Source organism: Arsenicibacter sp. R0_47 (assembly GCF_057652235.1).
Genome location: NZ_JBYFCJ010000025.1, coordinates 1 through 24,384 on the forward strand (window position 1 = coordinate 1; position 24,384 = coordinate 24,384).

A 24,384-nucleotide genomic window follows, 5' to 3' on the forward strand; every position below is an offset into this window, starting at 1 on the left:
ATCGATCAGTTTGCGGATGATTTTAACTCACTAATCGAATTTATGACCATGCATAGGGTTTTATGAGAAAGCCCTGTATTCAGGTGATATTTTACCATCCGGCACGCCGTTTGGTCCGCTGATATCGCGGTATTTCATATCCCCTACCTTCACATTTGTGCTCAGCTTAGGTGAGTTATTGACATCTTCCTGTGTCCGGTAAATGCCTTCCGACACGTAGCCATACCACTCATTAAACTGACTCCCTTTCCGTTTGATCTGGTCGCCCAGAAACTCCGTTCCGCCCAGATCGCCCATTATCGATGTAAACTGCGAGAGGTTACCCGACACGGAATACTTTAGCCCTCCTATGCGGTCACTCCACGACAGGTCGAGGTCAATGCCCTTTGTGCTCATTTTGCCGGTGTTCTGGTTTGGATTTTCAAACCCGACAAAGATGGGTATCTGGAGCGCTAACAGCATATCCGACGTTTGTTTCTGATAAACATCCCCGACAAACCGCAGCCGTTCATTAAAGAAATTCGCATCCAGGCCAATATTGGCAGAGGTGGTTTTTTCCCATGAAATATTCTCGATAGCATACTGAACCTGAGCTGCTGTCTGCTGCGACAGGGCCGCCCCTGACTGATAGAACAGCGCATTTCCGAAATTGATAATCCCCAGATACGGGTAATTACCGATCCGTTCGTTCCCCAGTGTGCCCCATGAACCCCGTAATTTCAGAAACGACAGTACTTTCTGATTTTTCAGGAAGGCCTCTTCACTGAGCACCCATCCGACCGAAAACGAAGGGAATACGCCCCAGCGATACTTACTGTTAAAACGCGAAGAGCCATCGCGCCGGATATTCGCCTGGAGGAGGTATTTTTCACGGAAAGCATAGGTCAACCGGCCGAAGTAAGACCGGTAAGCCGTCTCATAGGCAGACCCTGCATTATCTCTGAAGGTTATGGGTCCCTGATCCAGGTACGGGTAGCCATCAAACAGGTACTGATCCCGGGATGCCGACAGGCTCTCGTATTTGTTGTAATAATTTTCATAGCCCGCCAGCGCCGTAATATCATAATTGCCGAATGTCCGGGCATAGTTGGCCAGTAACTGCGTGGTCAGGGCGAGGTTTGTGTTACGGCCTTCCACGAGCCGGGTTGTTGCGTTGGCTCCGTTTTCAGAAAGCGTAACGACAAACTGGGTCGGATCGGTTGCCGAGAACGCATCAACCCGTTTGTTAAAAAATTTCTGATTGTTAAAATCAAAAATCGGGGCAAGAACACCCGTAATCTTCAGGCCGTCAATGGGTTTAATGTCAATTCCGACGCGGCCGCTGATCTGATTATAAAGGTTGGCATTAGTGCCACCGTATTTCAGCCGCGCCCATACGTTGGCACCTGCTTTTCCGTCGGCTACCCGGCCATCGGCCCACATTGCCGGATACACCGGGGAGGCAATCCGGATTTCGCCGAGCGGATCCCCGTGGGTCGGATCGGTGGTTGTCGTCCGTTTAAAGTTGAAATCGAAGGTAGCACTGAGGTATTTGTTCAGCGTAAAATCATTGTTCAACCGGGCAAAAATCCGCCGGTAATCCTTATTATCGTAGAAGCCGCCTACTTTTTCGTACCGGATCGATGCGTTTGATTTTATAAACTTTGACCCCGCCATCATGCTCAGGCTGTGGGTTTCACGGGGGGCATTCTGCCGCAGGGCTATAGCCATCCAGTCGGTATCCGGATACTTATCAGGATCGGCCGCGTGCTTTTCGGCATAGCCGTCGATCAGGTCCTTCGTAAATGTCGGGTATTGATTTGATCCATTCCCGGCATCATTCCACCGCAATTCATTGACCAGCTGCATGTACCGGACAACGCCCATTTTCTCTGGCAGCTGGGTCGGTTTGTCAACCCCGTTTTCGTAGGAATACTGGATAGAAACCTGATCCGATTTAGCCCGCTTCGTTGTAATTAATATAACCCCGGAAGCAGCCCGCGAGCCGTAAATGGATGAAGCCGCGGCATCTTTCAACACGGTAATGTTCTCAATATCGGCGGAGTTGACCTGGTTTACATCGGCAACCGGTATACCATCGACCATTACTAAGGGGTCTGAATTTCCGATGGTGGTCACCCCGCGTATCCGGATGGTTGCCCCGCCCATCGCCCCGCTCGATCCGCTGCGGGTTACGACTACCCCCGACATGGCCCCCTGAAGCGATTGCGAGACCTGGGTTTCGCGGCGTTCCTTAAACTGATCGGCCCCTATAGACGCTACGGCGCCGGTCAGATCCCGCTTTTTCTGGGTGCCATAACCCACGACCACGACTTCACTCAGCGAACGGTTGTCGGGCTGGAGCGTGATCGAAAGCGTTGTCTGCGTATTTACACTGACCTCCTGTGTCTGGTAACCAATGTACGACACCAACAGGACTGCGGGCCGTTCCGGTACGTTCAAGGTAAATGTACCATCGGCCTGCGTTGACGTACCCTGTTTGGTATTGTTAATTATGATGTTGACGCCGGGAATACCTTCATTGGTTTCGGCGGCAATTACCTTGCCTCTGATCTGAACATCCCGGCCGGACTGAGCCTGTACAAACCGGTTCTGTAGCAGGAGAAAAATCCCTAGCCATAAACCGGAATACAAGTTTAGGTTGCGTGTAAACAAGTACATTGGATTGTGAATTTAGTTATGAGTTTAGTAGACTGGTTCAATTCGTACATCCGGCAGGCACAACATGTCCTGCCCACAGTACCTGCCCGGACACTGACGTGCCGGTTGGTACCGCCGGAATAATTGTTTTCCCTGACGTAGTTTAATCTGCTGCGGTGTTAGTTGCGGTTTTGCGTCCCGAACACCTGAAACTCCCGGATGCCCGGGTAACCGGATGCGTCGTCAATGACCAGCCGGAATTTCCGGGCCACAACCGGTTCAATTTCCCTCGACCAGTTACCCATATTGGTATCGCTGGCCAGCCGTATCCATTTTCCGGCTTTTTCGTACTGAATGGTAAAATCCTTAATCTTCGATTTGTTGTAAACCAACTCGGAGACCGTTATCCGGCTGACTGATTCCGGCCTGCCCAGGTCAACCTCCAGCCAACCTTTCCGGGTAAACAGTTGCATTATAGAATCAGCCATGTAATGCATATTGCGGCCATAATAGCGATCGAAATTAACATCCGTTCGACGGCCCATTTTCCAGGCTGTTCCCGGATTGTCGTCAACAGCCGCGCCGGCATCATGCAGAAAGCTGCCCAATGCGCTTGACGCGCGGGTCGTCCGGCCGTAGGAAAGCGCTCCGCTGGTGCTGAAGGGCCGTATCAACCCCAGCGATGCGGCTGGCTTGTCGAGGGTGAGCGCCAGTACCGTAGCCACCGGATCCCGGCCCGAAGCCGGTAAGCGAATGGTCAGCCCACCCGCTTCCTGGCGGATGTCTACCGGTTGACCGTTCAGTAACCGCGCATTCCTGAGAACCGCATTCAGGGGAGGAAGCCGGATACTGTCAGGGCTTTCCGGAAATATATACAGGTACACCGTATTGTTGCGGTAACTGCTGACGTAATGCCGGGTAGGTGTGTAGGGGCCGCCTCTCAGTTTGTATATGGCTTCGGCATGCCGGTTAATCCAATCCCCCATTTCATTCGTGCGGCTCACAAAAGCGGCCGGAAATACCCCCGTACTATCAGGGCCAATGTTGAACAGCAGGTTGCCGTTACCCCCGATGCAGCGTAAAAGCGTCTGTACACACTCGGGCAATGGCCGCGGGGTATCCCCGAACTTCCACGCCCACTGGTGGCCCATATTGGTACAGGTTTCCCAGGGAACACGCCCGTAACCGGCCACAAAGTTTTCCGGAGTAGCATAATCAGCGTATGGGCCGACTCTGGCATGCGACTCGTCGGGTGTAAATGGTTCGAGCCGGTTGTTGATGATGATGCCAGGCTGTAACCGGCGGGCCAGCTCGTATACCTTTTTAGGATGGGCAGGACTTGGCCAGCCGTCGTAATCAATCCAGAGCAGGCTTATTTTACCGTAATTGGTCAACAGTTCCCGAATCTGGGTAAGCATACGGTCAACAAACAGGGCATTGGTCTCAGGATTGCGGCAATCGGGATCTTTCCAGTCACCCACCGAAAAATACCACCCGATCGCGAGGCCTTCCTTGTGTGCAGCCGCTGCCAGCTCCCTGCATACATCTCTGCCAAACGGAGACCGCATAATGTTGTAGGATATGGTTTTCGTATCCCACATACAGAATCCATCGTGGTGTTTGGCCGTCAATACCAGTTGCCGGAACCCGTTTTGCTTTGCCATCCGGACCCATTCCGTTGCGTTGAAGCGGGTGGGGTTAAAGCCTTTATAGAGTGAATCATAGCGGGCTTTTCCGTATGCCTGCCGTGACCAGCTTATCTCCTGCCCGATCCGGCTGACCGGCCCCCAATGAACAAACAGGCTTAACGGATTATCCCGCCAGCGCGCCAGCCGCCCGTCGTCTTTGCGCGGTCCTCCGGCCAGGGTGTGGCCTGCGATCAGTAAGGCGCAGCTAAGTAGTCTGAGATAGAGATGCATGGCAGTCAGGGGTTAATTGATATCCGGGCACTCACCGGCGGTGCGGCAGTGTGGCCCTTCATTCCATAGTACAGGATATACACATAGCACATGGCAGGCACGATAAACGCCGGGCGAATACCCTGCATGTCCGAAATAATGCCCATGACGGGGGGCACAATTGCGCCGCCCACGATACTCATAATCAGCAGCGATGAACCGGTTTTGGTGTAAGCGCCGAGCTTATGAATACTCAGCGTAAACAAAACCGGATACATGACAGACGTACACAAGCCGACAAGGCTCAATGCATACAAGGCCGGATAACCGGATGTCAGCATGGCTGTAACCACCAGCAGGCAGGCTCCGGCAGCACAAACGCACAATATCCGCGCAGGATCAGCACGTCGCAGCAGCCAGGCACCGGCAAGCCGTCCAGCCAGTACAAACGCCATAAAAAGCGTAATGAACAGCGCAGCCTTCTTTTCCGACATTCCCGGCAGCTGCTCAGCGTTGGCAAACCGGATCAGAAAGCTGACAATGCCCACCTCAGCACCCAGGTAACAAAACACCCCAAGGGCACCGAGCACCGTATGGGGGAACCGGAAAATACCGCGAAGGCGTACCGACGACTCACCTTGTTCAGTTAAGGCCGGCAGCGGTATGCGGGTCAGTAAGAGCCCAAGCAGTAAAAACAGCACGGACAAACCGATATACGGGACCTTGACCAGTTGAGCCTCGCTGTTTAAATAGGCAGCCAGCTGATCTGTATCCGGCTGAATTAGGCCCGTATCCGGCATAGTGTCCGCGTGCAACATAAACTGTGCCCCAATCAGCGGCCCGAGCGTTGCGCCGAGAGAGCCGACCGCTGCGGCCAGACTTAACCGGCTCGACGCTTTTTCCGGATCACCCAATACCGAAATATACGGCGTAGCGGTGACCTCCAGAAACGTAAACCCAGCGGCCATAATAAACAGGGCTCCCAGAAACAGCGGGTAGTACCGGGTTACGGCAGCCGGATAAAACAGGCCTGCCCCTACTGCTGCCGTCAGCAGTCCGGTAACCATACCCGCCCGGTAGCCATAGCGCCGGATAAACTGCCCGACCGGCAGTGCCAGCACAAAATACCCGCCGAAGAAGGCCGTCTGCACCAGTGAGGATTCCAGATCTGACAACTGACAGGCACGCTTCAGATGCGGAATTAACACATCATTGATATTCCGGCTCAGGTTCCAGATGAACATAAGGGTCATAACAGCCAATAACGGAACCAGAACGCGGGACGACGTTTTCATGCAGTTAAAGTTAAGTAAATCAGAAACCGTTCATATTATTCAGCGCTTTTGTGCCCGTACCCAAGCTCAGCCCCGCCACTTACGGGCAGGATACAGCCGGTGATGAAGCGGGCGGCATCCGACACCAGAAAGACAGCGGCATCCGCAATGACGTCGCCTTCGGGACAATAGCCCAGTGCATGGATCCTGTTAAGGTAATTTCCGATTGCAGCCGGATCCGGCTGATCAGCTGCCCATGTCCGTAACATCGGCGTCCACACGCCGGCCGGACAAATGGCATTGACCCGGATACCGAACGGGGCATAATCCAGAGCCATTGCCTTCGTCAGTGCATTCATTCCCCCTTTGGTAGCGACATAGGCAGCATGACGTGTCTGCCCGATTTCACCCACCAGGCTACTCGTGTTCAGGATGCAGCCTTTGGTCGCTTTCAGGGCGTCAATACCAAAACGTGTCGTCCAGTAAACGCTCTTCAGGTTCACTGCAAATAAAGCCTCCCACTCCTCCTCCTCCGTTTCGTGTAATGGCTTTGAGGAGTTAGCAATTCCGGCATTGTTATGGATAACATCCAGCCGGCCGAACTGCGTAAGTGCGGTGTCAATGGCCTGTTTCACATCCGCCCCGAGCTGCACATCCCCGGTAATACCGGTATGGCCTGCACCGAGCTCCTTTAGTAACCCGCTTAGCGCATCCGCATCCCGGTCCAGGACTACTACATGGGCACCGGCACGGGCATACGCCCGCGCGCAGGACTGACCGATACCGGATGCCCCGCCGGTGATTAACACGACCTTATCGAGTAATACGCTCATCCGTTCGTTGCGATTAAGTCACTGCTGCTGCCGGGTTCCTGTGGTACCTGATAGTAGCCGTCGACAATGGTTGCCGGTTGGGTAAAGTATTGCCGCAGATGCGGAATATGCTCCAGAAACAGGTTTTCATGGCCCATGCCGATATGATTAAACAGCACCAGATGCTGGTGGATCTGCCCCATATCACCCACGTGCGGCACAACCGGAATATCAAACTGCTTTGCCAGCAGACTCACGGTCAGAAATTCCGAGATTCCGCCTACCCGCACGGCATCAACCTGGCAGTATGCCATGGCGCCTGCCTGAAAAAAGTTTTTAAAGATAACTTTATTTGGTATGTGCTCACCGGTAGCCACTTTAACGGGCGCAATAGCATCAGCAATAGCTTTGTGGCCGAGTATGTCGTCAGGGTGAGTCGGCTCCTCTATCCAGAACGGATTGATGTGGCTCAACCGCCGGCAAACAGCCAGTGCTTCCGGGACATTCCAGCGCTGGTTGGCATCGAGCATGATGATGGCCTCCTCCCCTGCCGTCTCCCGGATAAGGGCTGCCCGGCGCAGATCCCGCTCAGGGTCATCGGAGCCGACTTTCAGCTTCAACGCCGTAAAACCATGAGCCATTGCCTTTCTGGTATTGTCAATAATTGCCTGATCGGCGTAATTAAACCAGCCTACCGACGTATCGTAGCCCCGGTACCCCGTTTGCAGCACGCCTGACCGGCCACTGCGGCCCGCCTGCGCCTGTGTGAGGAGATCGATGGCTTGTTGGCGGGTCAGTACATCCTCCAGATAACTTAAATCCAGCGTATTAACCAGCTGTTCGGGGGACAAGTCCAGTAACAGCTTCCACAGGGGAACCTGTCTGGTTTTCGCCCACAGGTCAAAACAGGCGTTGACGATGGCAGCCAGCGCCAACTGTACAACCCCTTTCTGCGGACCCAGCCACCGCAATGACGGTGCATCAGCCATGCGGCGGTAAACAGTACCGAAATCAGCCATTAATTCCTCAATTTCGTATCCGACCAGCGGTTGCGCTAAATACGTTATCGCTTTGCAAATCAGATCGTTTCCCGTACCCAGCGTAAAAGCCAGCCCGTTTCCTTCCAGCGCAGTGCCCGTTTTTAACACACACACAGCATAGGAATACTGCGGCGTTTGGTGAATGGCATCCGTACCCACCCCCTCCCCCAGTGTAAACCGGCGATCCTGCGTCGACAGGGCAGTAATGACATTCCGTTTCGGTTGGGCTGTAACCGGGCTCGTTTCCCCTGGGTACGAAGATGCTATCATGGAATTGTGGTAAACGTTACTGTATGTTCAGGAAAATGTTTTCAGTTGTTTCCGGTAATCACGGGGCGTAACCCCTTTTATGCGCTTAAACAGCCGGTTGAAATGGGTCAGATTATTGAACCCGCTTTCATAGGCTACATGCTCAATCTGATTGTAGCGGTCCTGCATCAGTTTGCAGGCATAGCCGATCCGGAGTTCGTTTACAAACTGCGTAAACGGTTTCTGGGTCCGGCTTTTAAAATACCGGCAAAACGAAAACTCATTCATATTCGCCAGCGATGAAATCTCCTCCAGCGGAATCTCACGTCTGAAATTGGCAAAAATAAACTGGAAGAGCCGCTCCATCCGCTGCTGGTCATTTTCAGAATAGCTGTTGATATAATCAGGGCTCGACAGAAACCGGTAGTCTGATGGGTCAGCGTTCATCAACCGGTCGATCAGTTTCAGAAACGCGGCAATTTTGTCCATGCCTTCCCGGTTAAACAGGGTTCTGAAGAGTGCAATCAGTTCCGTTTTCGTTTTACCCCCGTAAATAATTCCCCGGCGCGAAACAGTCAGCCAGTGGTCGAGTGCATTCCGGCACCCGAAGCCCTCCATCGTTCCGGCAAGCTGATCGGGATCAACATACATGGCCAGTGATTGGGCCCTGAGGTGTTCACTTCCCTGAAAATACGCCTTGTCGTTATACCAGACATGGGGTACGCCTGACCCCAGAAAAACTAATTCTCCGGGATCAAAATACTCAATGTTATCACCGACAATCCGCTGACCCGAACTCTCTACTATATACGTCAACTGGCATTCATGGTGAAAATGAAACTCGGTCGCGTAGTAAGGCTGAACGACTTCCTTCGTCAGAAACACTTTATTTGCTGAACTTATGCCTAGTATCGCCTGTACTGGTCTCATAAAAAATTGTCTGTCAGCCTGCTGCAGTTACTTTCAGCGGGTCTGACACATCCAAATGCTGTCTGTTAAACATCAGTCTGGCCGGTTGATAACCTCTGCTTTGAAAAGCAATCAGGGTAATTTAGTCCTACTAAATCCCCTGATTATTGCTTTTGTACAAAGTTATCTTAGATTTTGGCTGATGACAGGCCGGATGTTGACAATTACTAGCACAAAATTGACCTTTTCATGAAGATTCTTACCGTAACGGAACCTGCACATTGTAGGAATGCGACTGATCAATGGTCGTTGCCAGCAGCAGTACGGCCGGTTTACCCTTATCAAACCATAGCTGGGGCCGTTCAAGGTAGCCAACCGGTTCCACCTTACCGTCGGCCCAGTGAATCTGCAGTGTTGAGACCAGTGGATGTTTGGCAAGGTTCCAGTCGAACCCGTCCTTTGAGTCAAACAGCACCAGTGACCGGCCGGCTTTGGTAAACGCACCGTGCATGTCTTTTACAATCGCCCAATACTGGTCACCCTGATACCAGATAAACGGATCTTCGGCCGGGAAGTCCGTGCCTTTGGCATTAAATACAGTATCGGGATACTTTTTAAACGGGCCGGTTGGCTTGTCAGCCGTAGCAACCATGTGTACTACCGGCCCGCCAAACACGCCTGGACGTTTTTTGCCGACAGCTTTGTAGACCATTAAATACCCGCCGTCAGGCCGTCGGGTAATGGACGGGTTACTGGTCAGCAGGGCATCCGGCGCGTTGGCATCCGGACTAACGTCGATCAACGGCGTGTCGGTACGTACCCAGGGGCCATCCGGCGAATTGGCCACAGCAACCCCGATGCGCTGGTTATTCCGATGTGTAAAGTTTAGTGCCTTCATGTTTTTACCGTCGCCGGTATTGCCCATATAATACAGGTAATACTTGCCGTCATATTCGTGAACGGTCGGGTTGTGGGTGCAGAGGCCATCCCAGTACTGAGCCCCGCGGGCCGGCAGCACCACGTCTTTGAAGCTAAACGGACCCAGCGCCTTTCGGGAAGTGGCATGGGCAACCTCTGAATGCGTCACCCAGGCGTTGAAACCCAATTCCTTTTTCCAGCGGGAATAATACAGGTGAAACAACCCGTCCTTGCCCTTTACCATCGTCCCGCACCAGATAAAGTACGCCGAATCACTCAGCACTGCTGTGCGGGGGACCGGCTTCAACATACGCTGAAAGTCAAGATCTTTCTGCGCCAGCACCAGTTCCGGCAACAGCATACACAGAATCAGGCACAAACGGCCGGTTTTTACTAGTTTACTCATTTTACAGAAAGTTGTTCTTGTACGCCTAAACCCCAATACCCATAGGAAACAGTTATTTTTTTTCCGGCCGGAACAGCATATGGAGCTGTAAAAACACCTGAATCCGGGGCCGTTTCCTCCACAAATACTTTGGCAGGTGGATTCGCATCGGTAGCGACCAATACCCAACCGGTTTCCTTTTTAGCGGGGTCAAGGTTAAGGGCGGCAGTCAGTTCCAGTTTGATGGCTTGTCCGGTTTTAGCCGTCGTCAGCGCTTTTTTACCCGATGCATCCAGTATTCTGATTTTCTGTGTACCAAGCGGGGCAAACGTAAGGGTAGCCATCCAGCCCCGGTTTGAAATTGCCCATCCTTCGGTTGCGTAAGCATTCTGTCCGATATGATCGCCCTGACCATCAGCCGGTTTATCAGCGACCGGCGTAGTGCCCGGCCGGGGGAACTGCCCGTCCAGCGGGGTACCATCCAGTGTGCCGCGTACCTTGCCGAGCATGCCATACCCGTTGGGGTGGCTGCGGGGCCAGCCGTGCTCTACCCCTTCCCAATACCCGTTTATCGCCAGCCGCTCCGCACTTTTGTTGCTGAGGTGAGCCCCCACCGGATTCAGACCAAACACAAAATTGACCTGAGACCAGCCAATGTCGCGCAATTGCCGGTCCCCCAGCAGATGCGCCACGGCAAACATGGAACCGCCCAGGGCCGGTGCGCCACCCAGCTCCTTGGTGCGCGGATGTGCCCATTCGGTATCACTGTGGACACGGTACTGCCAGAAATTGGCCGTTTTCTGTTTCATGTGATCACGCCACGCCATGAGTTTTTCACGGGTACCTTTGGGTGCTTTGTCGGGGGCAACCAGCAGGAAAAAGGCCAGTGCCTGCGGGGTGATGTGCTCGGCATTCCGAATCCACCACATATGCCGCGGATTGTTAAAGTCCCAGTTTTTGATAATGTCCTCCGCACCCTCCTGTGCCCAGCGGAGGTATTGGTCCGGCTTGCCGTCGGCTTCTTCTTTTTCAGAAAGATACATGTACAGGTTGCTGAACACCGACTGCCCGAACGCATTACCCATTTCATTGAATTCCTGATAGCCTTCATCAACCCATTTCGTACTGTACGTCCAGTGTCGGACGACCTTATGACGGTCATAAGCCTGCCAGCGTTTGCGGCATTCGTCGCGGTACTTCAGGTAGGTTTCACGGGGCAGATACGGTTTCAGAAAACTCTGGTACCCCGCGCAGACAGCGGCCAGCTGATCCAGCGTGTTCCAGTAATCGTAGTTCATCCGGGGCTGCCCTTCGTAACCCAGCGATCCATGCCGGTTAGCTACCGGTCCGTTGTATTCGACATGGTGGTAGGCAAACTCGCCGTGCCAGAGAATCAGATCAATGAGGTCAGCTGTTTTTTTATCACCCAGCTCGGTTGTCCAGCGGTCGAAGAGGGCGGGGTTCGAGGCATAGAATAACGATTCGAACGTTGTTTCCAGCCCATAGGAGCCCTGATCGCGGGAAGGGCCGCCACCATAGACTTTTGCTTCGTTAGCGTGAACCGGATCGTCTGAGCCGCGTACATCCACAAAAAAGTCATAAGCCAGCTTCGACGAAATGCCCTCGATCAGGTGGTCAGCGATGCGGAAGGGTACCGAGGGTTCACGGCCCTGAACGGTAATTACATATTCCTCCTGCCCGTTTCCCGGATTAAACGCCGAAAAATCACCTGCGCGATTCCTGATGGCACCTTTAAAAACAACGGTTTTATCTGCCTGCCGGATCACCTGAAAGGGCGTTCCGTCAGTTGCTTCGTAGCAGACAAACCGTTTCGCTTCCCCCCGGTTATAACCGGCCTGATTGACAAGCGGCACAGCCAGCGGTTTAGCCGGTTGTGCTACACCGGGAATAGTCAGACACAGAAAAGGAAAAAGAAATCTGAATTTCATTTTGAGCTGGATAATGGTACAAAAATATTCATTGCATGTTCGCGGTTGTGGATACCCATTGCCCCGAACAGCAGTTTAGGTACGCCTTTTTCGGTATACAGGCAGGTCGTTCGGGTTTATCATCAAAAGGGTTACCAGTTGTCTGATATACCGTTTTTCCGATTACTTTCGGAAAACGGGCGGGTTGCCAGTCATAGCCGTTTGTCGAGGTCTTGCTATCAACGTTGTCCATCGAGACCAGCCAACCTTTTTTGTCAAGGACGAGCTGCCGGGCCAGCGTAAGCTGACTGATCAGCAGACAAGCAATAACGGATAGCAAACCTTTCATAACCGGTTGTTCAGCATTAGTTTTGAGCACTATTTAGCTTTGTTATAGATCTTAACGTGCTGAAGCGTACCCCGGAAGTTTTTCATTCTGGCCGTCTCCCGTTCTGATTTACTCACTTCCATCACCACGTCCCCGACGGCTTCAAACGCCGGTCCGACCGTACCTAGCCGGCCGGCAGCCGTTGCATCGCTGGTTGTCTGCGTAATACCGCTTTCAGTTTTTACCAGCGTTCCGTTGCGATACACTGAGGCCGTTCCGTTCCGGAAAACACATTTGACAGACACTACCTGTCCGGGTTTATACATCCCGCCGGCAACAACATCATGGTGATTTCCGGCGCTGCCGATCCGGAAAATCAGTCCGCCGTCTTCCTTGAGCTGAATGGCCCAACCGGCATTTCCGGTTTTAGGCAAACGGGCAATGGGCACCATGTTGGCCTGTTCGGCGGCATTCACATCGAAGGCCACCGTTATGGAGTCCCCGAGACCAACATTCCGGTCAAAAAAGTAAAATTTCTGATCGCCGGTAAACTCGATGGGTTCCCGAATAGCCAGCTGCCAGACGGGTGCATCGGGTTTCAGATACGGCGCTGGTTTAGCCGTCTGCTGTCCGTTTGGTAATGGCTTCATGAACGTGATGTCGTCGATCTCCACCCACTGACCCGCCTCCCCGTCGGCCGTAACGGCAATCGTAACGGAGTTATTGGAGACCTGAACTGGTATCGAAACAGACGTCCACCGGTCTGCTTTAGGGATCGTTACGGACGTTTCTTTTCCGCCAGACCCATATGCCCGAAGTGTTGCCGCTTTCTGCCCGCCCGACGAACGGACATGAGCCGTCAGCTGGTAGGAACCATTCATAATGTATTCGAGTGACTGAGAGACCGTCGCCGTATGGCGGGACGTATGGCCGATCCGCAGTTTATGTCCGTCGCGAAAGGCATCTCCGGCAATTACGTTAACCGCTCCTTCGGTGCCGGAGGGTGCCCAGCAGACAGGTTTCGAGAAATCCGACCGGTTCAGGTTATACTCGAAGTTGCCGTTGGGCAGAATCGTGACACCGGGGTAATCTTTGGCATAATACCGGAAATATTTATACACCGTCTCGGCGGGGAATGCCGTCGAATCCACTTTACCGACCCCGTTGAGCGCTGTGAGCCAGACGGTCTGATGCGCGTTGAGTTCGGGATACTCCGCTTTAGCGACTACCTTGCCATTATCGTAAAAAATGACACCCTCCGGTGTAAACTCATAGGCATCCAGAAACCAGCCATCCGGCCGGAACGTAAACGGGACCTGCGCACGGTGCGGCCACGGGGTATACTTCATGGTCTTGTCCGGCGCCAGGTCAACATACAGATTATTGGTTGCCACCCACGTACCCGCGTCGATTTCGTAGGAATCAATCTCAAAAATGTTGTTGTTCGGATTGGCCCCGCCCCGCTGCCAGAATGAGGAATGTACCCCGTGGCCGGCCATAAACGGTTTCGACAAACACTCATAGTACCCATAGCCGAAATTATGCTTACTGATGATGCCGCCCCCCGTATTCTCCGGTTTACCGTTGATCAGTTCCCGCTTCAGCACTACATGCAGCGCACTGTCTTTTACATACACATTTTCCTTCAGGTTTAACCCATCCATGTAGCCGTATCCCGTTCGCCGGTCAATGCGGTAGCGCCAGTTGGTTTCATTCACGCTGTTACCCGCAAAATCTTCGCTGAACAGTAAAGTGTAGCCTTTATTTGCCGGCGGCTGGGCATTGAGCGGCTGACATACCCCGCAAAGCAGCATCATAACGTAGAGTAAGGAGACCTTCATGATTAATAGCCCGGATTTTGCGGTGCCAGATTCGGATTGTTCACCAGATCAATGTACGGTAACGGCATCAGCAACCGGTTCTGGTCTATGTAGTTAAAATCAGTGAGCGGCTTGTTGTATTCACGGGCCAGATGGGCTTTCATAACCGGAATAAATATGTTCCAGCGAATCAGATCATAATACCGTTTCCCTTCGAAGGCCAGTTCACGCCGGCGCTCCTGACGCAGTTTCTGCCGCAGGTCAGCCTGATCGGTAAACGCCAGCGCCGGTAAACCAGAATGAGGTACCCGCACCGAATTGATAGCGGCCAGCGCTTTGGTCAGGTTAGCGCCTCCCCCCTGCTCAATCAGGGATTCTGCATACATCAATACTACATCTGAATACCGCAACGCGTGAAAATCATTCTGGTTATCGTTGCTGTTACTCAGGTTATCGATGTACTTATTGACAATCGGTATCGTCGTTCCGGGCGTGGTTGTGAGTGAAACAATTGACGAACCGGACTTGCGTGCCATACTCACCGTCCGGCGCAGATCGGTTGACTGATACAATGAATCGATAGCGTCATTGGTCGGTATAATTGAGGTAAAGCCATAGTACCAGTACTGGAGCCGGGTGTAGGCCAGAAATGTGGATGTCTGTCCCGTTACTCCTTTGTAATAGAATATATTTTCCTTATTGGCCGCCTTTTTGGTAACGTCGAAAATATCACGGTAGGCAGGCATCACATCCACGTTGTACAGCGTCTTGTTGGTAATAATCTCCTCCAGTTTGGCGGATGCCAGCGGCCACTTTGCCGAATCGTTCACCGGATAGCCGGCCATTACCATATACACATACCCCAGCAGGGCTTTCGCAGCCACGGCCGTCGCCCGGCCGCCGTTGGCTTCCGTATAGGTGTAGTTGGGCGCCAGGTTCCTTTCGGCATACTGCAGGTCGTCGATAATCTGTTTGTAGACCTCCGCTTTCGGAGCACGTGCGGGATACAGCGTCTGATCGTCGGTAGGCGTCAGCACCAGCGGCACATCCCCGTATAACTGTACCAGCCGGCTATAATAGAACGCGCGCAGAAAACGGGCTTCCGCGAATGAGCGTCTGACAATCGCCCGGTTCAGTGTCGGTATACCCAGCGTATCAACATAGGTAAGCACTGCGTTTGCCCGTCCGATCGCCTTATAGGCTGTATTCCACACGGCCCGGATAAACGAGTGCCGGGAGGCATAAATCAGGTTTTCTACTTCCAGACGTTCCCCCACCGGTGTTCCTCCCGACTTTGCATCATCGGTGGTCATTTCTGCCATCCAGATCGGGGAGATATTTCCCGTCACATCTTCCCGCATGGCGAGATAGATGCCATTAACGGCACCTACCACATCGTTGTCTGTCTTGTAAAAATTTGTGGTAGCAATCAGACTTTTGGGTTCTTCTTCCAGAAAAGAACTACAGCCCGTCAGGGAGGCAATCAGGCAGCAAAGGCTTATAAGAATAGTAAACTGTTTCATTGTCAGAGATCGTTGACGGTTGATAATGGGGCTGCCTGCCTTATAGGGTGAGGTTTATGCCCAGCCGGTAGTTTCTAAAAATCGGGTACGTTCCATTGTCGAGGCCGCGGGTCGCCAGGCTACCGGCACCCACTTCCGGATTGAGGCCGGAGTACCGGGTCCACGTAATCATATTCTGGAGGTTTACATATACCTTCAGGTTACTGATCTTTAACGTTCTGGCCAGACTGCCTGACAGGTTGTAGCCGATATTGATGTCTTTGCAGCGCAGAAACGAACCATCCTCCAGATAAAAATCAGTTACCTCACGACGGTCAAACGTTGAGCCGGCCGTTGGTACGCGGGTGACGGCATTATTGGCCAGAATGGCCTCGCGCCGGGATTCATCGGCAGCCGTCAACGCCGAAAGCGGAATATAGCGGGCATCAAATGTGCGCTGATACACGTTATTATCCCCGCTCATATTGGTCATGTTCCAGTCGTTCTGATTAAAAATCTTATTGCCGTACGAGAAATTAAAGAAGGCTGCGAGGTCAAAATTGAGGTAGCGGAATTCTGTCCGGAAACCGCCGGTAAATTTCGGCAGGGCCGATCCGATCACTACCCGGTCATCATTGGTAAGCAGGCCGTCGTTATTTACATCGGCATAACGCATATCACCTTCGCGGGCTCCGGGCTGAAAGGTTGCCGGTTTGGTTTTGATCGTTTCGGCATTCCAGACTGGTTGAGCCAGTAAGCCGACAAACTGACCGATAGGCTGACCGGGCTGAAGAATGAACAGATACGAACTACCAATTAACTGATTGATTCCCAGAAACTCACCCGAATTACCGGCCAGTTTGTTAACTGTATTCCGGTTGAAGGCGATATTGACGCTCGTTGACCAGCTCATGTTTCTTGATTCGATATTGACCGTAGAGAGCGATAACTCAAGTCCTTTGTTCGTCACACTGGCAACGTTCTTGGTGTAGTTTGTAAACCCTGACGTGCCCGGTAAGTCAATGGTATACAGCAGATCATTCGTTTTTTTCTGATACAGATCTACCTGAACACTAACCCGGTCTTTAAACAATCCCAGATCCAGGCCGAGATTGGTTTGTCTGGTACTTTCCCAGGTCAGGCCGGTATTTGGCAGGCGGCTCAGTGAGTATGCCGCATTGGCCTGGGCATTACCAAAAATCACTGTCCCCGGACTGAGGGTAGACAAGGTATTATAGGGGCCAAGCGCCTGATTACCGATTACGCCGTAACTCGCCCGAAGCTTCAGTTCGCTGACGGCGTTCAGCTCTTTGATAAATTTCTCATTCGCGATACGCCATGAAGCACCTACCGACGGGAAAAAGCCGAACTGATTGGCCTTAGCAAACTTAGAGGAACCATCGTAGCGGGCCGAGACGGTAAGATAATACCGGCTATCGTAGTTATAGCTGGCTCTGAAAATCGACGAAAGCAGCTGATAGCCGCTGTAATCGCTGGCCGGCGCCTGTGGCACCTGCCCCGACTGGATCGAATTCGGGCCGGTTAAGTCATTGACGAATCCCTGCGAAGATACTGTCTGCCGCTTTTCGGTATACTGTTCAGCCGTAGCCCCCACAACAGCATTCAGATTGTGCCGCGCTATTTTTTTATCATAACTCAGCGTCGCCTGATACAGGAGTTTGCTGCTCTGCAAATTGCCGATGGAAGCCACTCCCCGCTGTGTGGTAAAGGCCGGCAGAATGGTCGATGGCAGGTAATTTTCCAGTGTTCCGTTGTAAGTGGTCACCCCCAGAATGCCGGCGAGTTTTAACCCGTCCGTAATCTTATAGCTCAGCGTTGCATTACCGATGATCTGAGTATTCGTATTCCGGTTGATGGTCCCTCCTCCCTTCAGATTACCGTCTATATAGTTGGCCGGGTTATTGGCAAAACTGTTCGGGCTGATATTGGCCAGTACCTCCGTAATTGGAAAACGGGGATTGTAGAATATCCGGCCGAACGTAGGGTCATCATAGGGCTGTGTGCCGTAGTAATAAGGAATGGTAATCTGGTTCAGGTTACCTTCAGGCGTATAAAAGGGCAGAATCGGAGCCCAGCGCTGGGTAGTCTGGATAATGTTATTGGTTAAATTCCCGTTCGACGAACTGGATGTGATATTCAGGCTGGTATTGAGCTTTACCTTTGAGGACAGTTCATTTTCGTAGTTTACCTTAACATTATAGCGCTTAAAGCCGGTTGATTTGATCAGGCCCTGCTGGTTAAAATACTGGCCGGAGATATAATATTTTGAGCGGTTCTCACCCCCTGAGATTGCGATGTTGGCATCCTGTGTAATTGCTTTTATCGTCACGGCCTTCTGCGGATCAAAGGCAACCAGGCCGGGAATTTCGCTGTCCAGGTAAGGTACAAACGTGCTCGCCGGATTACGGTATTTGTAGGCTTCATTGGCCATCCGGGCAAAATCTGCGGCACAAAGTACGTCAACCTGTTTCAGGGGAGTAGCCATTGCCGTCGAGTAATTGAACGTAATTTTAGGTTTCCCTTTCTGGCCGCTTTTCGTCGTAATCAGAACAACGCCGTTTGCCCCGCGGGAGCCATAAATAGCCGTTGCCGACGCATCTTTCAGGATTTCAATGCTGGCAATATCGTTTGGATTTATGGCCGATAACGGGCTGGCGACTGCCCCGCCCGATAAATTGGTATTGGCGTTCAGCGCCCCGACATTCGGCGATTCCAGCGGAATGCCGTCAATAACATAGAGGGGCTGTGTGGAAAAATTCAGCGAACCCGCCCCACGGATTTCAATCGACAGCGCTGATCCGGGCTGACCTGAGGTTTCATTGACCACTACCCCGGCTACCCGTCCGGCTACTGCCTGCTGAAAATTGCCATACCCGCTTTCTTCAACGGTCTTTGTCTTAATCTGCCCGACCGAGCCGGTCAGATCCGATTTTTTCGCCTCCCCATATCCGATAACCACTACTTCATCCAGTACCTTGTCATCGGGGTCTAACCGGACTTCGAGTTTAGCGGCAGCGCCGGCCTTGATTTTTTGCGGCAGATAACCGACAAACGAAAAAACCAGTACCGCATTTGCGTTCGGGACATTAATGATAAACTCCCCGTCCTTGTTGGTCGACGTTCCCTGTGTTGTGTTTTCAAGCACTACGTTTACGCCCGGCAGCCGTTCATCGGTATCGGCTGCGAAAACCACCCCTCTGACCAGTTTTGTTTTCTGAGCAGTTGCGCCGGACGGCAATAAAATTATTCCGCCCAGTAAGGCCAGAAAGCAGATTAGCCTGCACGTGTTAAGTCTGGTAATACCTGTGTTCATAGGAATCGGTTTTGAGTGATGCCCGGGCTCTTTATCCTAACCATTCAGTCCGTTTCCGTTTACTGAACAGCAGGTGTTTGCAGGCATTGGTTTAGTTGAATAATTAAAATTATACTTCGATAAGCACAATACATTCTTGTTTACGGCGACTTTTTTCATGGGAACGCTCCCATTTTGTGGGAGCGTTCCCATGAATTGTACCATGCAATTATGCAGACCTGCCTCCGGTCAGTCTGTGCCGGTATGCATTTCCAGCAATGTCAACCCGTTGACGGGAACGACAAAACAGACCTCTTTTCTCTACCGGAAACCTATATACGTATTCTGATTTCCGGCCATAGCCGGTGCCTGCATAAGCCCTACGTTTGCAGACCTGTGCAGGCCGGCAGATTGTCTTCCTGTACGAGGTTAGTTGTGTCGCTTAGTTAATACCTAAGCATAACAGCGCACTTCCATCAACGCCGCCGGGATGTTTTCGTCAGGGTGCTTCAGGTGGATTGTCAGACTGTTAGTAAGAACCGGCTGCTCAAAGCGGACTATGTGGCGGGTTTGATAATTGTCTGCTACCTCATATATCCGTTGTTTTTGATCATTACAGATTACGATGTCCCGGATACAGAAGGGTGCTGCTGTTTCCGGATGCGTCATCAGCACTGATTCGAGGGGGTGATCGAAATCGGTATCAACGCTCAGTATGATTTCCCGGATTGGCTTTTTCTCCGTCCACGTTAGCGTCAGCGACGGCCGGTTATCCGCCAGCCCGGCAACCCAGGCATTGGGTGCGTTCGTAGGGCGTTGCAGGCCGTTCCGTACATTTGCGGCCCCGAACAGCCGTATGCCGGGGTTAATGCCGACGGCCAGATTATGTCCTCCCGGCCGGCGTTCCGGCGTCCAGAACTCAAAGGCATCAACGCCAATATCCTCCGTAGGCTCCTGTTTACCATAGTTCGATACGGCGGGGTTTGTTTTGTTAAATACCGATACCAGACCCGATATCCGCTGCCGGCTGTATTGCATCGCCACCGCTTCGTTTTTCAGAAAACAGATAAAACCATATCCTTCGTAGGGCATCGGTGTATGAAACTGAAGAATGACCGGTTGTCTGCCCTTTCGCAGGCTGATCTCCTGCCGTTCCAGCACCGTGTCCGGCGTGTGATTCTCCGGTTTGCTGCTCACACGGAATTCTACAGTCAGCGTGGTTTCCTGACCGGCAACCGCCCAGAAGGTAAGTTCCGGAACCGGACCGGCAGTCAGCGGAAGCATCTGCCCTGCCGAATGCCGGAGCATGTTCAGCGGCCCGTCGGGTGGCAGTTCACTAAGAATCAGCTCACTGGATACCGATAACGTTGCCTCCTGCGTCAGATCTTTTGTATCCTGCAACCGGACACCGGGAATATGCTGTCCGGTGCTGAGCAGAGCCTGCTGCAGTTCATGGATTAACAGCGGTTCTGCTGTAATGTCACGGGGTAATATTCCTTTCCGGCTGCAAAGTGCGGCAGCCATGCCGACCGCCTGCCCTCCGTGAGCACTTGTCCCCATTACCCGCGACGAGCCAAACGCCACGTGTGAGGCAGAAATAATCCTTCCTGCCAGAAACAGGTTACTGACATTCCGGCTGTAAAAGCACCGGAACGGCAGGCCATAGATTCCTTTGCTGTGCCATTGATTGCAGCCCGGTTTCTCCGAAAACACGCCGTCGGCGGGGTGCAGGTCAATACTCCAGCCGCCGAATGCTACTGCGTCGGGGTGCTGCCGCTGTTCCACGATATCCTGCTGCGTCAGCATGTAGTCGCCTTCAAAGCGGCGGCTTTCCCGTTTACCCGGAATTTGTCCCACCCATTCAAGGGTGAGGTTTTCCGCTTCAGGGAATTTTCCGGAGTTCTTGATGTAATTCCACGCGCCATAGACCACCCGCCACAACTCCCATTTAATGGTTTCTGTATCATGCACGGTATCGTGTCGGCCGCCATACTCCAGCCACCAGAGCCGGCAGCCATAATCACTGGTATTGAACGAGCGGAACCGGGGAATCCGGGTTATATCCGACAGCGCGTAGGCCGGCGGAACAAAGCGAACCGGCTTACCGGTATCTTTAGAATAGAAGTACAGAGAATGGCCCAGTAAACCGCCGTAATCAGCCGACGGGGCAAACTTTTCACCGAACTCCTCTTTTGACTCCGCACCCATCCGGAAAGCCGCACCTGCCTGAAAGGCCACAATTCCGTCGCCCGACGCATCACAGAACAGCGGTGCCGTCAGGTCATAGCCGGTGCTGTTCTGCGCACAGAATGCCTGCACCGAACCGATTTTACCGGCTTCCTCCGCAGACATGGTCACGTTATATACCGCTGTGTTCAGCAGCAGGGTGATTGCAGGTTCAGCCGTTATTTTCTCCAGCAGGATGGTGTCAAAAATCAAGGGGTTTCCTTCCGGATTGCGGTACAGGTTTTCCAGCAGCAGTTCATCAATTACACCGCCTTCTCTGGCCCAGCGGTTATTATTCCCCATGTGTGATGTGGCGCCCAGAATCCAAAGCCGTACCTCACTTGAGGCATTACCGCCCGGTACGGGTCTGTCCTGTACAAGTACGACCTGTACACCGGCCCGTGCTGCTGTAATGGCACAGCATACGCCCGATAGCCCACCTCCGATCACCACTAAGCCGGCCTCATGCCGGATTGTCCGTAACGGACGTTTATCAGTTGCCTGTTCCCGTATCATTTGTTAACGTAATGGTTATGTAGCCTGTACGAACCGCAGTCAGGTATCCTGCCGGTTCAGCACGGACCGGTTTTATGTTTTTTTTTTATTCCTGCACAGCAGCAGGCGTACTGGTTTCAGGGGCCGGTTTCATGGCAGATGCAGCCCGCCACGGAATCAATGCTGTTACGAACACAATGCCTGCCAGCAGCGCCGTAACACCTGCCCCCTGCGTTGTTAACAGACTGAGCCCGAACAGAATCAAGGCGGTAACTACCAGCGAAACGGCAATAACCCGTAAACCAAACTGATTCTGCCGGTGAATTTCAAGGGCTTCATCGGCCTGCTCCTGTACCGTACTGCTCGGTTCTTCTGCCCGGTTCAATTCGTATTGCCGGTAATCCAAACTATCCTCGCGTTTGCGTGAGGCCAGCCATTCGGCAAGCGCCAGAAAGCATAACGGAGCACCGACGCCAATGACAATTTCCTCTGCCCTGCTGAGTTTCATACCGAACAGGAAAGGCAGCATTATTTTCCCGGTCAGATTCAGCGCCAGGGTAAGCAGGGTGATTCGCAGCGTGGTGTGTCCGGTTAACCGTTTTGAAAAGAGCGCCCAGATCGGTGGTGCAAGCAGCGGTCCGCCCGTTACGGCTCCGATTGTGAGGACAACCTCAACAATTCCACCGATATAAGGTACTAACAGGGCAATGACGATCATCCCGATACCAAAACCCCATGACGATAGTCTGGCCACCCGGATCAGCTGCTGATCGGTAGCTGAAGGGTTCAGCAGACCTTTGTAAATATCATTGGTAAAAACGGCTGACACTACATTAAGAGTCGTATTGGCGCTGGCTGACGTTGAAAAATACATCCCGGTCAGCATCAGTCCAAGAAGCCCTGGCGGTAATACCAGCCTGCAGATTTCGAGATAGGCATTTTCTGTATCCAGTCCGGTCAAAGAAGGATTGATGGTCTTATAAATCATCGGTGGCAGCATCCAGATAACCGGACTGATGAGGTAAAGCGCGGCAAAGAGAAACGCTACTTTCCGGGCTGATGCGGGGCTGTCGACACTGGTATACCGTTGTACAAATGTCCAGTTCCCGCCGATATAGGCTACCTGATAGACAAAGAAGGCAAGCATGAACCCGAATGTGTATTCGCCGCTGAGGAGGTCAAAAAAACCATCCGGCGCCTTACTGGTAAACCCTGCCGTCCCGCCTGCGTACCCGAAAGCCAGCGGCAGTAAAATACAGACGGCGGCCGACAGCACCACAAATTGCAGTATATCGGTGACCATCACCGCCCACAGCCCTCCTACCGACGTGTAGGCAATCATAAAAATACCCAGTCCTATCGTTGTCGGTACCAGCGGCAGGCCTAACGAAACACTGACCAGTTTGCCCACCGGATACAAAACAGAGCCTTTAATGAAAATGCTGACCAGAGTAAAAATGAAAATGTACGTTTTCTGAACCGTCAGTCCAAGCCGCTGCCGGATATACTCCGCGGCTGTCAGAACACCCGTTTTTTTCCAGCGAGGAGCCAGCCAGAGGCCCGTTACCAGGGCGCCTGCGCACATCATCCACTGTATGGTAACCACTACCCAGCCGTGTTTATAGGCAATGCTGCCCCATGCAACAAACGTACTTGCGGAGAAAAAACTCATAAACAGCGATAAGCCCCCGATAAACCAGGGGACAGCTTCGCCCCCCGCAAAAAATGATTTCAGGTTACGGCCTGTGCGGGCAAACAGCAGCCCTATACCGAGTACGAAAGCCGAAAAAATGACGATGACAGCAGTGTCTATTGTTGTATTCACGCGTTGAAATGGTCTGTAGGTTGTCTGGTTTCAATAAACCTGTTCTGCTTTCCGCTTTTGTGCGGCAATACCCGGGCAGATCCGGTTTGTTGCTGCGGACAATCAGTCCGGAGGCCGGCTGATAAACCGGGCCGTTTTCTGCCCGATGTCGTTTAGTCCGGTTTGATTATAGTGCACAAAATCCTTCATCCAGCCCCGTCCGGCAAACTCATCCGTCTCACGGTATACAATATACGTACGGGCAGTACGCGTTGCGACGGAAAGCTGAGCCGCCCGTACCGCATCACTTCCGGCTTTGGTGCGTCCTGTCTGGTAACCCGTCAGAACGATGTAAACCGGTACGTCGCTGCCAAGCTGCTGTCTGAATCGGCTGATGACACCGGTAAGTGCCGTGGCGCACTTCACTGATTCAGTACTATTGCCCTGGCCGACCGCATTACTCTGGCCCGCAATCAGAAACAGCTGCCGTTTTTGGGCGATTGTGGTCGTATAGCTCATAAACAGGATAATTCCGCAAAGCCATCTCATTTTCATAGGCATTAATCCGGTTGATCGTGGGTAAAGGGTTGTTAGTCCTGCACCCTGCCTCTCGTAACGCTATCTATGATACGAAACGCGTTTAATGGGTTTATACGAATAATACAAAAAGCGGTCAGGCCTCAGATCCAGCTACCCTTTTACACTACTGTCTGACATACATTTAAGTATATAAAGACGTAAAACGAAGAAACTGTACAATCCTGATCTTCTTCCCTGAATCCGTACAAATATTAAACTATATAATACAATCACAGTTAGCTATTTTATGATATTTTTTCTGGG

The 24,384-nt window shown here is 52.4% G+C and carries 15 protein-coding genes; all 15 read right to left on the reverse strand.

Going from position 1 to position 24,384, the window contains the following annotated elements:
- Window positions 1–60: 60 nt before the first annotated feature.
- The 15 genes from AC23NW_RS27745 to AC23NW_RS27815 all read right to left on the reverse strand — a co-directional run bounded on the left by AC23NW_RS27745 (window position 61) and on the right by AC23NW_RS27815 (window position 24,096).
- Window positions 61–2,661, reverse strand: a complete 2,601-nt coding sequence (locus tag AC23NW_RS27745; RefSeq protein ID WP_487453632.1) for a SusC/RagA family TonB-linked outer membrane protein — start codon at window positions 2,659–2,661, stop codon at window positions 61–63.
- Window positions 2,662–2,819: 158 nt separating this feature from the next.
- Complete coding sequence (locus AC23NW_RS27750) at window positions 2,820–4,559, reverse strand: alpha-L-fucosidase (RefSeq protein ID WP_487453634.1); 1,740 nt, start codon at window positions 4,557–4,559, stop codon at window positions 2,820–2,822.
- Between the two features lie 5 nt (window positions 4,560–4,564).
- Entirely contained in the window at window positions 4,565–5,833 is a 1,269-nt protein-coding gene (gene fucP, locus AC23NW_RS27755; protein ID WP_487453635.1) for an L-fucose:H+ symporter permease, read from the reverse strand.
- 35 nt (window positions 5,834–5,868) lie between these two features.
- The gene (locus AC23NW_RS27760; RefSeq protein ID WP_487453637.1) at window positions 5,869–6,645 is read right to left on the reverse strand and encodes an SDR family NAD(P)-dependent oxidoreductase; all 777 of its coding nucleotides are present in this window, start codon (window positions 6,643–6,645) and stop codon (window positions 5,869–5,871) included.
- Entirely contained in the window at window positions 6,642–7,934 is a 1,293-nt protein-coding gene (locus AC23NW_RS27765; RefSeq protein ID WP_487453639.1) for an enolase C-terminal domain-like protein, read from the reverse strand. Before AC23NW_RS27765 ends, AC23NW_RS27760 begins: the two co-directional genes overlap by 4 nt.
- Before the next feature lie 27 nt (window positions 7,935–7,961).
- A complete protein-coding gene (locus AC23NW_RS27770) occupies window positions 7,962–8,843 on the reverse strand; it encodes an AraC family transcriptional regulator (RefSeq protein ID WP_293840760.1) in 882 nt (293 codons plus the stop codon).
- Window positions 8,844–9,081: 238 nt separating this feature from the next.
- Window positions 9,082–10,146 (reverse strand): glycoside hydrolase family protein, encoded by a 1,065-nt coding sequence (locus tag AC23NW_RS27775; protein ID WP_487453641.1) that lies wholly within the window; start codon window positions 10,144–10,146, stop codon window positions 9,082–9,084.
- Entirely contained in the window at window positions 10,143–12,074 is a 1,932-nt protein-coding gene (locus AC23NW_RS27780; RefSeq protein WP_487453643.1) for a cellulase N-terminal Ig-like domain-containing protein, read from the reverse strand. The genes AC23NW_RS27775 and AC23NW_RS27780 overlap by 4 nt, the downstream gene beginning before the upstream one ends.
- A 28-nt stretch (window positions 12,075–12,102) precedes the next feature.
- Window positions 12,103–12,402 (reverse strand): hypothetical protein, encoded by a 300-nt coding sequence (locus AC23NW_RS27785; RefSeq protein WP_487453644.1) that lies wholly within the window; start codon window positions 12,400–12,402, stop codon window positions 12,103–12,105.
- Window positions 12,403–12,431: 29 nt separating this feature from the next.
- Window positions 12,432–14,222: a LamG-like jellyroll fold domain-containing protein gene (locus AC23NW_RS27790; RefSeq protein WP_487453646.1), complete on the reverse strand. Its 1,791-nt coding sequence runs from the start codon at window positions 14,220–14,222 to the stop codon at window positions 12,432–12,434.
- A 2-nt stretch (window positions 14,223–14,224) separates the two neighbouring features.
- Window positions 14,225–15,724: a RagB/SusD family nutrient uptake outer membrane protein gene (locus AC23NW_RS27795; RefSeq protein WP_487453648.1), complete on the reverse strand. Its 1,500-nt coding sequence runs from the start codon at window positions 15,722–15,724 to the stop codon at window positions 14,225–14,227.
- Between the two features lie 40 nt (window positions 15,725–15,764).
- Window positions 15,765–19,037, reverse strand: a complete 3,273-nt coding sequence (locus tag AC23NW_RS27800; protein WP_487453650.1) for a SusC/RagA family TonB-linked outer membrane protein — start codon at window positions 19,035–19,037, stop codon at window positions 15,765–15,767.
- A 432-nt stretch (window positions 19,038–19,469) separates the two neighbouring features.
- On the reverse strand, window positions 19,470–21,758 hold the full coding sequence (locus tag AC23NW_RS27805) for an FAD-dependent oxidoreductase (protein WP_487453652.1): 2,289 nt from the start codon (window positions 21,756–21,758) through the stop codon (window positions 19,470–19,472).
- 85 nt (window positions 21,759–21,843) lie between these two features.
- Complete coding sequence (locus AC23NW_RS27810) at window positions 21,844–23,562, reverse strand: sodium:solute symporter family protein (RefSeq protein ID WP_487453654.1); 1,719 nt, start codon at window positions 23,560–23,562, stop codon at window positions 21,844–21,846.
- A gap of 102 nt (window positions 23,563–23,664) precedes the next feature.
- Window positions 23,665–24,096 carry a hypothetical protein gene (locus AC23NW_RS27815; RefSeq protein WP_487453656.1) on the reverse strand — a complete coding sequence of 144 codons (432 nt, stop codon included), beginning with the start codon at window positions 24,094–24,096 and terminating at the stop codon, window positions 23,665–23,667.
- Between the last annotated feature and the right edge of the window lie 288 nt (window positions 24,097–24,384).